Source organism: Frankia sp. RB5 (assembly GCF_059816245.1).
This window is the reverse complement of record NZ_JCBATA010000117.1, coordinates 1-8,343: the sequence shown is the minus strand read 5'-3', so window position 1 is coordinate 8,343 and position 8,343 is coordinate 1. Positions and strand designations below refer to the sequence as shown.

Here is an 8,343-nt window from a genome sequence, read left to right as displayed (position 1 = left end):
ACCATCGCCGCGACCCTCAACGACCGGCCCCGCAAGACCCTCGACTGGAAGACCCCCACCGAAGCGATGAACAACCAGCTACTCTCACGTCAACAACCCGGTGTTGCGAGGACCGGTTGAGTTCGGTAACTACACCTCGGAGGAGTTCGCGAGGACCCTTGTCACACTCGGCCTCCGACACTCGGTCGGACGGACCGGAATATGCTACGATAACGCAATGGCGGAGTCGTTCTTCGCCGCCCTGAAGAACGAGCGGGTCCACCGCACCTCCTACCCCACCCGCGAACACGCACGCCGAGACATCACCCGGTACATCGAGTTCCACTACAACACCCGCCGACTCCACTCTGGACTCGGCTACAGAACACCGCAAGAAGTCCACAACGAATTCCTGAACCGCAATGATGCGGCCTAAAACCGACTGATAGAATGTGTCCGGAAAACGCGGGGCCGATCAGAGCCCGCTGAGTTCGCCGTTCAGTTTCACGATCGGCTCTCGAACGAGCGTCCGCCGCGCCTGCGTCAGGTTGAAGCGGTAGTTGCCGATCTCCCAGTCGATCTGATCTGGGTAGCGGTCGACGGCGGTGTACGGCCCGATGTCGGCCTCCATCGAGTCGACACGCCACGACGCGATGTCTTCAAGGTCCCATGGCTCGGCTGTGATCTTGCAGCCGTCGATCGCCGGCAGGGCACCAAGGAGCTGCTGGTAGCTGCGGCATAGATCGCGGTAGCGCTGCCCGTCTGGGCTACTGCCAAGGCCGAACGCGATGCCACGGGGCGTCAGACGCTGAATCTCGGCCCATGCTTTCTCCAGCCGGAGAAGGTTCGCCTCGACACGGTCGAAACGTACGAGTGCCTGGTCCAGGTCCATCCGCTTCCCCGTCGTGCCGGTCCTGCCGCAGTGTGGCGCAAAGCGTACCGATCCGGTACGACAGCAGCCGGCCACGCTCGGCGCTCTCGGATCGCGCGGACAGGAGGCGAGGCGAGGCCGGCTTTACCAACATCAGCTTCGTGCCCAGATGCGTTAAGATCATTACATGGATCCCGACGACTTCTTCTACGACAGCTTCATCGAAGAGTGGGATCTTCGCGGACGGTCGATCACGTCACGAGCCGCGGCATGGTTCGCCCGCGCGATCACCTCGGGAGTGAGGCGGTCGCCACCGGACGGACGGGTGCTGGCTCCGGTGCCCAGGTTGTCGAACGCGACCACCACGACGCCGCGGCGGGCGAAGTCCTCGGCGAAGCTGTACCCGGCCCGGCCAGGCACCACCAGATGCCAGTAGCGCCGGGTGTAGGTCCCACCCGGGACGGCCACGAGAACGGGTCGTGGCCCCGGTCCAGCTCCGGTCGCCGGAACAAACACGGTGCCCCGTAAGCGACACTGCTCGCCGAGGTCGACGGCGTCGGTGACGTCGGACTCGACCTCGACGGTCCGCGCGTCCGTCCGTGGGTCGGTCGCCTGCCGCCTGGGCATGTCGGCCAGCTGGTCCATTGATCCGTCCTCGGCCCATCCCGCGTCCAGATGCGCACGGGGATGAAATAGATTGAGTCCCGGATCGGGCGTTGCGGGGAAAGCCCCATCCGGCGCAGCAGCTTCCCCACGCCCTGGGGGGTGTACACGATCCCGAACTCTCGGCGGATCAGCTCGCGCACCATGTCCCGGGTCCACAAGGCGAAATCGAACTGCATCTGCCGGGGATCTCGCCCGACAACCAACTTCCACAGCCGCGTCATCTGTTCGTCGGAAAGCCTCGGTGTCCGTCCTGGCGCTGTCTTCACCTTCAGCGCCTCGAGCCCGCCCTCGTTGCGCGCCTGCAGCTAGCCATACACCGTCGAGACACCCGCCCCGAACGCCTCCGCCGAATCCTTCGGGTGCATCCCCCGATCGATCGCGCTCAAGGCGAGCAGGCGGATATCCTCCAACTTGCGCCGCGGGATACGAGAGCCGGCTTCCTTCGCCACACCCAATTATCCCACAGTCCACCACAGAAGTCCAGTAATCTAGTTGCTTCTTAGCATAGGCTAAAGCGTGGCGGACGTCAGCGACCGCGCCCCCGACAAGCTGGGCGAGATCGTGATACGCGGACCGGGTGTCACTCCCGGGTACCGGAATCCCGGCGACGAGCGCGGCCGCGCTACGAGACGTTTGGCTGCACAGCGGTGACCTGGGCACACGGGACAGCGACGGCCGGATCCACTTCGTCGACCGCCTCCAGTCCGCGCTGATCAACAGGTTGCGTGGTGCCGGCTACCGGTTCGTCCCGCCAGGCCGCCGCGACCACACCACCCCGACCGCCGCGCTCGATCTCCACGGCTCCCCGTGACCAACCCGGCCAGATCGCGAACACGCCGGATCCCCGCACGGGGACGACGTCGGCCTCGACGGCGCCGTCCCGCAGGTCCCCGCTCCGGCTCCGATGGGCATGGATGGATCTCGGATCCAGGATGCTTGACGGGTGACCGTCCTCACACTAGCGTCGGATCACCGGTTCTCCGCGAACGGCATGGGTGTTCGGCCCGGCCAATCAGCCTCCAGCAACAACGGCCACGACTACTTCCCGACCGAGACCTGGCCGAAGCGAATACCGCGGCCACACCCTGAGCTGTGGGAGCAGAAATCGTCATGACCGCATGGACGGGCGGAAGCGGAGCGGGTGCCGACACACTCGCCACCCGATCGGGCACCCGCTCGCGAGACGTTGGGGCCGGGCCAGTGGCGACCGGGTGATCGCCTGATGGGCCCGGGTACGGAGGATGTGGTCGCCCGTGGCGCGCCCTGGCCCAGACCGCCGCCGGGCCGCCGGGCCGCCGGGCCGCCGGGCGCACTATGCATGATCTTCGGGGAGCGCGAGCCCGACCCGGTCGACGAGGTATTTCGCCACACGCGCAAAGGAAGCGAAATTCGACGGGCCAGCAGTTTCTGGCCGGAGCAGACTGCGAGTGACCAATGATCGACCTAAGCACGGCGTACGAGCGCGACACGCTTTTCATCGGAAACGAACATGTGCCCTCCGTCGGCCACGAGCGGATTGACGTCGTGTCGCCGTCGACCGAGGAAAAGATCGGTTCCGCCGCGGTCGCCCAGGAAGCCGACATCGACCGGGCTGTCGCCGCCGCCCGCCAGGCGTTCGACGACGGACCGTGGCCACGCATGTCCCGTGACGAGCGCCGGGCGGTCGTGCGCCGGGCCGGCGAGCTGCTGCGGCCGCTCGCCGACGAGCTGACCCAGCTCGTCTCGCGGGAGAACGGTGTGACCGTCCGCTACCGGCAGGGCCATGTCGCGCCGTTTTTCGATTACCACACCGACGAGGTGGCCTGGCCGCGGGACGAGCTCCGGCGGCTGCCGAGCGGTGAAGGCGCCCTGGTCCGGCATGAGCCTGTCGGCGTCGTCGGCGCGATCGTGCCGTGGAACGCGCCGGTCTCCCTGGGGCTGTCCAAGGTGCTGCCCGCGTTGGTAGCAGGGTGCACGGTCGTCCTCAAGCCGTCGCCGGAGACACCGCTGCACGACCATGTCATCGCGGAGGCGTTCGCCGAGGCCGGCCTGCCGGCCGGTGCGCTGAACGTCGTCCCGGCTCACCGCGAGGTCTCGGAATACCTGGTCCGGCACCGCGGCACGGACATGATCTCGTTCACGGGCAGCACGGCGGCCGGCCGTAGGATCGGCGCCATCTGTGGCGAACAGATCAAGCGCGTGACGCTGGAGCTCGGGGGGAAGTCCGCGGCGATCGTGCTCGACGACATGGACGCCGCGGCGATGGCCGCTCTGGTCCTGCACAGCGGCATGTTGCTGAACAACGGGGAGGCCTGCATGGCCTGGACCCGGATTCTCGTACCGCGTGCCCGTTACGACGAGCTTCTCGACGCCTTCTGCGCCGCCCTGGCGGCGGTGAAGGTCGGTGATCCGCTCGACCCCACCACGGACATCGGCCCGCTGGTCGCCGAACGGCAGCGCGACCGGGTGGAGAGCTACGTGAGCAACGCCGTCGCCGACGGCGCCAAGGTCGTCTTCGGCGGCGGGCGGCCCAAGCATCTGGAGCGCGGATGGTTCGTCGAGCCGACGCTGCTCGTGGACGTCGACAACTCGATGACGATCTGCCGCGAGGAAGTCTTCGGGCCTGTGGGTACGGTGATGCCCTACACCGACGAGGAGGAGGCGATCAGGATCGCCAATGACTCCAACTACGGCCTGGCTGGCGGCGTGTTCACGGCCGACCCGCAACGTGGCCTGGAGGTGGCCGGCAAGATCCGCGCGGGGACGATCGGCGTCAACTCGCTTGGCGTCGACATCCGGGTTCCGTTTGGTGGATACAAGGACTCCGGTGTCGGCCGGGCCCACGGGCCGGAAGGCTTCGCCGAGTACTTCGAGGTGAAGACCGTCGGCCTTCCTGCGGGTTTCCAGCCGTCCTGAGACACCGCGAAGACAGATTCCAGCCAAGCGCGAGGACATCCCAGCCCAAGGAAGTGGACACGGATCTGGCTCCTCACGGCGGTGGTGGCCGGTCGCGTCGACGACGAGATGATCAGTCTCGAGGACGCGACGAACGTGCCGCGGACCGTCGTCGGGGGCGGGATCGACACCACCGGTGACGCGCTGCTGGCGGCGTTCCGGCTGCTGGACCATGACCGCGCGCCCGCCAGAAGGTCCGGCCGTCAGTAGGCCGGAACCGGTTCCTGGCCTGAGGAAGGGAACGGTCCTTGGCCGAGCCGGCCGGTGTTACGCCGCATGCTGCCGGTATCCAGGCCGCGCTGAGCGTCTGCCGTGAGTCGCGGAAACAGCAGCCGTGCCGGCGGGCGGGCGTCCGCCCGTCGGCACGGTGGCGTCCGAGGGAGCCAGGACCTCGAGGAGATGAACGAGCACACGGCCGCGAGCCGGCGTGCTCGCGGCCGCGGAAGGCATATGCGCACCGGCCGCGAGACAGGCTGGCGGCCGGTGCGCTGGAGGCAGTCCCAGCCCACCGGGCCTGGACGATCACAGGAGCCGGTGGGAATGCCGCTCGGGGGCGTCAGACCAACGACGCCCCCGAGCGTTGTCACCAAGGTCAGGCGCCGCCTCGGGTCGCCTGCAGGGCGGCGAGCGAGTCCACCGTGCCCGGGTACGCGACGAAGTGGTCACCCTGGAAGTGGGACACGACCACCTCCGAGTTGAACAGCCGCGACCAGCCCTTGATGGCCAGCGGCTTGGTGAAGTCGATCGGCTTCGGGTAACCGCTCAGGGTCACGGACGTCTTGTCGAGGGCCGCGATCAGCGAGGCGCCGTCCGTCTTGTCCAGCCCCTTCGCGGCCTCCGCGATGGCCTCGACACCCGAGTAGGTGTTCAGCGACCAGGCAGAGACGACTGCTGCCGGGTTGAACGCGTGCAGAGCGGCGACGAAGGGCTTCATCTGGTCCGACGCGGCCGGATAGCTCGCCTCAGCACGCACCAGGTTCTGGCCCGCCGGGCCGAGCTTGGCGACCACCTCGTCGTCCAGCCCACCCAGACCGATGGGCAGCGTGGGGTCCGCGGCGTAGGCGGCCTTGATGAAGTTCAGCTGGACCGCCGGCGGGATGACCGAGACGACGCACTTGGCGCCGGCCTTCAGCAGGGCCACCACCTGGGGAGCGACATCGGCCGCCGTCGGAGGAATCGTCGCCTTGTAGACGACCTCACCGCCGGCCTGCTTGAACGCGGTCTCCGCCGCGTGGGAGGTGTCGATCGAGGCGCCGGCGGTGTTGGACAGCAGGGCCATCTTCGTGCACTTCTGCTCGTACAGCTTGGTCGAGAGCGCGGCGAAGAGGCCGTTGGTACCAGGGCTGAAGGGGAACGACACCGGGCTGTTCCACTCGACCTCGGTGGCCGGCAGGGCACCGAGGAACGGGATCTTCGCGGCCGCGAGAACCGGAACGATCTTGGATCCGTATGACGTGTACCCGGTGAGGACGCCGGAGACCTTCTGGCTCACGGCCTTCTGGGCGCAGGCGACCGCGGTGTTCGGGTCGAACTGGTCGTTGCAGGACTGGATCTCGATCTGGCGGCCGTTGACGCCGCCGGCGGCGTTGATCTTGGCGGCGGCGGCCTTCGCGCCGTCGACGGCCTCGGGGAAGCCGAAGGCCGCGGACTGGAGCGTGCTGATCACCATCAGCTTGATCGGCGACTTGGCGCCACTTGAGGACGAGCCGCTCGAGGAGCAGGCGGCGACCGCCGTCACCGCGAGGGCCGCCGTGGCCGTGGCGGCCAGCGGACGCCGCAGCCGCGACATTCGGCCTAAGCCGCCGCCTCTGACGCCGCGCGTCATGTTTTTCCCGATCATACGTATCCCCGATCGACTTCCCGTCGAACAGCCCGCTCGACGACTAATTTATATTGGTAATGAATAGATTCCACTCACAGCGCACCGTGGTGGCTGCGACGTGGCCGGTGGAGAGCGGACGCTAGCATAGCCGAAATCCTGAGTCCAGGATTCGAGATACAGGGATGCCGCGGTCATGGCCGAGTGCCCGAGCCGGCCCGCGCGGACGGGAAGACCTGACGCGTCGGTGACCGGTCGAACACGCCAACGAAGACCGTCCCCGGACAGCATCTCCAACAACTACAGCCTGCCGACCGGGCGTCGACTCGTGGCAGCGACCTCACCTGGGACCGGCACGTCGACAATGATTTCGGCGCCAGGACGCTTCCCGTATTCGCGAATCTCGTGGACCCGAGCTGGTCTCGGACTGCCCTCATCGAGGCGCTCATCGGCTGTTTCGATGACCACCACGCCACCATCGCGGCCGCGCTTCTATGCGGGATCGACACCCTCGGCTCAGCCAGGACCGGGCCGTCGAGCGGAAGCTCAAGACTGACCTGGTCGCCGGACTTCGTACCAGCGCGCAGCCGGGCGTGAGCGACGTGGAGGCGGCGTACGGGCTCGCCCGCCTTGCGCAGCGGGAGCTCACGGCCTTCGGCACCGACGGCGGCAAGGTCCTGGCTGACGACGAGATCGCCCTCGTCTTGCGCGGCCTGCGTGGAGTGCTTGGCCGCTTCGACATCCCGTTCAACCCGCCGTTCCGCGACTTCGGTGGGTTCTACGGCTACTGGAAGCGCGCAGGCATGAGCGGCGCCGGCGGCTGGGGCGCGCGCAGTGGCTACCTGACCGGCCTGTTCGAGCCGGTGTTCACCGCCCTCGACGAGCGCGAAGACGAGCTGGTGCGCCGGCAGTCCATGCGAGGCGTCGATGGCGAGATCAAGAACATCATCTTCGCCTCCATCGGGCCGAAGCCACGCATCGTCCTCGTCGACGCGATGAACAACCGGATCAAGGTCGAGCGGAACGAGGAGTCCTGTCTGGTCTACGACCAGCCCCTCGACGAGTCCGGGCTGACCTGGGGTCAGCTCGTTGGCTGGTGGCGGACCAAGACGCCGCAGGGCGACCGCACCGACCTTGAGGTCGGCCAGGACCTCTACCGGCGGCTCGTCCGCTCTGTCGCCAAGGACAGTCCGCCCGAGCAGATCTTGTTCCGCACCTACTGTGCGCAGTACGCCTCGGGCGCCGCCGCCGCAGTCCCGGCCCTGTTGCCCCAGGTCTACTTGCACTACGACCCGTACACACGCCGCGAGCGCGGGCCGGACGGCGGCATCATCAAGCGGGAGCGCATGGACTTCCTGTTGCTCCTGCCGGGGCGCGTCCGTGTCGTCCTGGAGGTGGACGGCCAGCAGCACTACGCCCAGGACGGCCAGCCGTCGCCGAAGCTCTACTCCGAGATGATGGCCGAGGACCGCAAGCTGAGGCTGGCCGGCTACGAGGTCTACCGGTTTGGTGGCCACGAACTCACTGGCTCCGGCGCCGAGGCCCTGCTACAGCAGTTCTTCGCGGACCTTCTGGCACGGCACGCCGGCTGAATCGCAAGGGATCGCTACACGCGGCGCGCCGCCATCGTGTGCAGTACGTCGATGAGGTCCTTTCTGCCATCCCGAAGCTCATCGGCGTGCAGCTCCTGCTCCAGTTCCTCAAGCCGGCGGTTTAGGTACCCCACACCCGCGGAAGGATATGGAAAGTCCTCGATCGCCCTTGCCTGCTGCGTAGCATCCGGGCAAGAGCGTGCAGACCTCGTCGTCCCCCTCGCAGCCGGCGCCCTGACCGGATTCCTCACGTTCGTCGGCCAATTGCATTTCCGTCTGGTTGAGTCATAATAACGGTAAGCAACGTCTAACTAAGTCGCGCCGAATGGCAACTTTACCTCAGCAATGATGCACTATGAGCATTTTCAAAGTTGGTTTTTTTAGATTCCTTCCTGTTCCAGGACGAAGACGGCTTGGGTGAATGTGCCGACCCGGCGTGGGCAGCCGCGGAAGCGGCTGAAGACGCGCCAGTTTTTCAGGAC

Annotated in this window: 10 protein-coding genes and 1 pseudogene; 6 read left to right on the top strand and 5 right to left on the bottom strand. The window is 67.1% G+C overall.

Annotated elements, in window-relative coordinates; all coding sequences use genetic code 11:
* The first annotated feature begins 100 nt into the window (after window positions 1-100).
* A complete protein-coding gene (locus AC6EXY_RS32690; RefSeq protein WP_499818947.1) occupies window positions 101-415 on the top strand; it encodes an integrase core domain-containing protein in 315 nt (104 codons plus the stop codon).
* 39 nt (window positions 416-454) lie between these two features.
* Here the strand turns inward: AC6EXY_RS32690 and AC6EXY_RS32685 are convergent, their stop codons facing one another.
* The 4 genes and pseudogenes from AC6EXY_RS32685 to AC6EXY_RS32670 all read right to left on the bottom strand — a co-directional run bounded on the left by AC6EXY_RS32685 (window position 455) and on the right by AC6EXY_RS32670 (window position 1,965).
* Window positions 455-871, bottom strand: a complete 417-nt coding sequence (locus AC6EXY_RS32685) for a hypothetical protein (RefSeq protein WP_499818948.1) — start codon at window positions 869-871, stop codon at window positions 455-457.
* 186 nt (window positions 872-1,057) lie between these two features.
* The gene (locus AC6EXY_RS32680; RefSeq protein WP_243407642.1) at window positions 1,058-1,495 is read right to left on the bottom strand and encodes an alpha/beta hydrolase family protein; all 438 of its coding nucleotides are present in this window, start codon (window positions 1,493-1,495) and stop codon (window positions 1,058-1,060) included.
* A 71-nt stretch (window positions 1,496-1,566) separates the two neighbouring features.
* A pseudogene (locus tag AC6EXY_RS32675) lies at window positions 1,567-1,692 on the bottom strand (helix-turn-helix domain-containing protein); the annotation flags it as partial.
* 129 nt (window positions 1,693-1,821) lie between these two features.
* Window positions 1,822-1,965 (bottom strand): hypothetical protein, encoded by a 144-nt coding sequence (locus AC6EXY_RS32670; RefSeq protein WP_165818443.1) that lies wholly within the window; start codon window positions 1,963-1,965, stop codon window positions 1,822-1,824.
* Window positions 1,966-2,093: 128 nt separating this feature from the next.
* On the opposite strand from AC6EXY_RS32670, the gene AC6EXY_RS32665 reads away from it, so the two are divergent.
* From AC6EXY_RS32665 to AC6EXY_RS32655, 3 genes are all read left to right on the top strand, one after another.
* Window positions 2,094-2,327, top strand: coding sequence for an AMP-binding protein (locus AC6EXY_RS32665; RefSeq protein WP_101832488.1), 234 nt, complete (start codon window positions 2,094-2,096; stop codon window positions 2,325-2,327).
* A 623-nt stretch (window positions 2,328-2,950) separates the two neighbouring features.
* Window positions 2,951-4,411 (top strand): aldehyde dehydrogenase, encoded by a 1,461-nt coding sequence (locus AC6EXY_RS32660; RefSeq protein WP_101832487.1) that lies wholly within the window; start codon window positions 2,951-2,953, stop codon window positions 4,409-4,411.
* Between the two features lie 108 nt (window positions 4,412-4,519).
* The gene (locus AC6EXY_RS32655) at window positions 4,520-4,660 is read left to right on the top strand and encodes a hypothetical protein (RefSeq protein ID WP_165818442.1); all 141 of its coding nucleotides are present in this window, start codon (window positions 4,520-4,522) and stop codon (window positions 4,658-4,660) included.
* Between the two features lie 382 nt (window positions 4,661-5,042).
* Here AC6EXY_RS32655 and AC6EXY_RS32650 read toward each other — a convergent pair whose 3' ends face one another.
* Window positions 5,043-6,119, bottom strand: coding sequence for an ABC transporter substrate-binding protein (locus tag AC6EXY_RS32650; protein WP_165818441.1), 1,077 nt, complete (start codon window positions 6,117-6,119; stop codon window positions 5,043-5,045).
* On the opposite strand from AC6EXY_RS32650, the gene AC6EXY_RS32645 reads away from it, so the two are divergent.
* Together AC6EXY_RS32645 and AC6EXY_RS32640 are read left to right on the top strand one after the other, a co-directional pair.
* Window positions 6,106-6,357: a hypothetical protein gene (locus AC6EXY_RS32645; protein WP_165818440.1), complete on the top strand. Its 252-nt coding sequence runs from the start codon at window positions 6,106-6,108 to the stop codon at window positions 6,355-6,357. The genes AC6EXY_RS32650 and AC6EXY_RS32645 overlap by 14 nt on opposite strands.
* 505 nt (window positions 6,358-6,862) lie before the next feature.
* A complete protein-coding gene (locus tag AC6EXY_RS32640) occupies window positions 6,863-7,861 on the top strand; it encodes a hypothetical protein (RefSeq protein WP_499818949.1) in 999 nt (332 codons plus the stop codon).
* The last annotated feature ends 482 nt before the right edge of the window (window positions 7,862-8,343 follow it).

Coding starts and splice junctions, on each gene's coding strand:
- AC6EXY_RS32660 (WP_101832487.1), top strand. CDS start 2,951: ATGATCGACCTAAGCACGGCGTACGAGCGCGACACGCTTTTCATCGGA.
- AC6EXY_RS32680 (WP_243407642.1), bottom strand. CDS start 1,495: ATGGACCAGCTGGCCGACATGCCCAGGCGGCAGGCGACCGACCCACGG.
- AC6EXY_RS32655 (WP_165818442.1), top strand. CDS start 4,520: ATGATCAGTCTCGAGGACGCGACGAACGTGCCGCGGACCGTCGTCGGG.
- AC6EXY_RS32650 (WP_165818441.1), bottom strand. CDS start 6,119: ATGGTGATCAGCACGCTCCAGTCCGCGGCCTTCGGCTTCCCCGAGGCC.
- AC6EXY_RS32685 (WP_499818948.1), bottom strand. CDS start 871: ATGGACCTGGACCAGGCACTCGTACGTTTCGACCGTGTCGAGGCGAAC.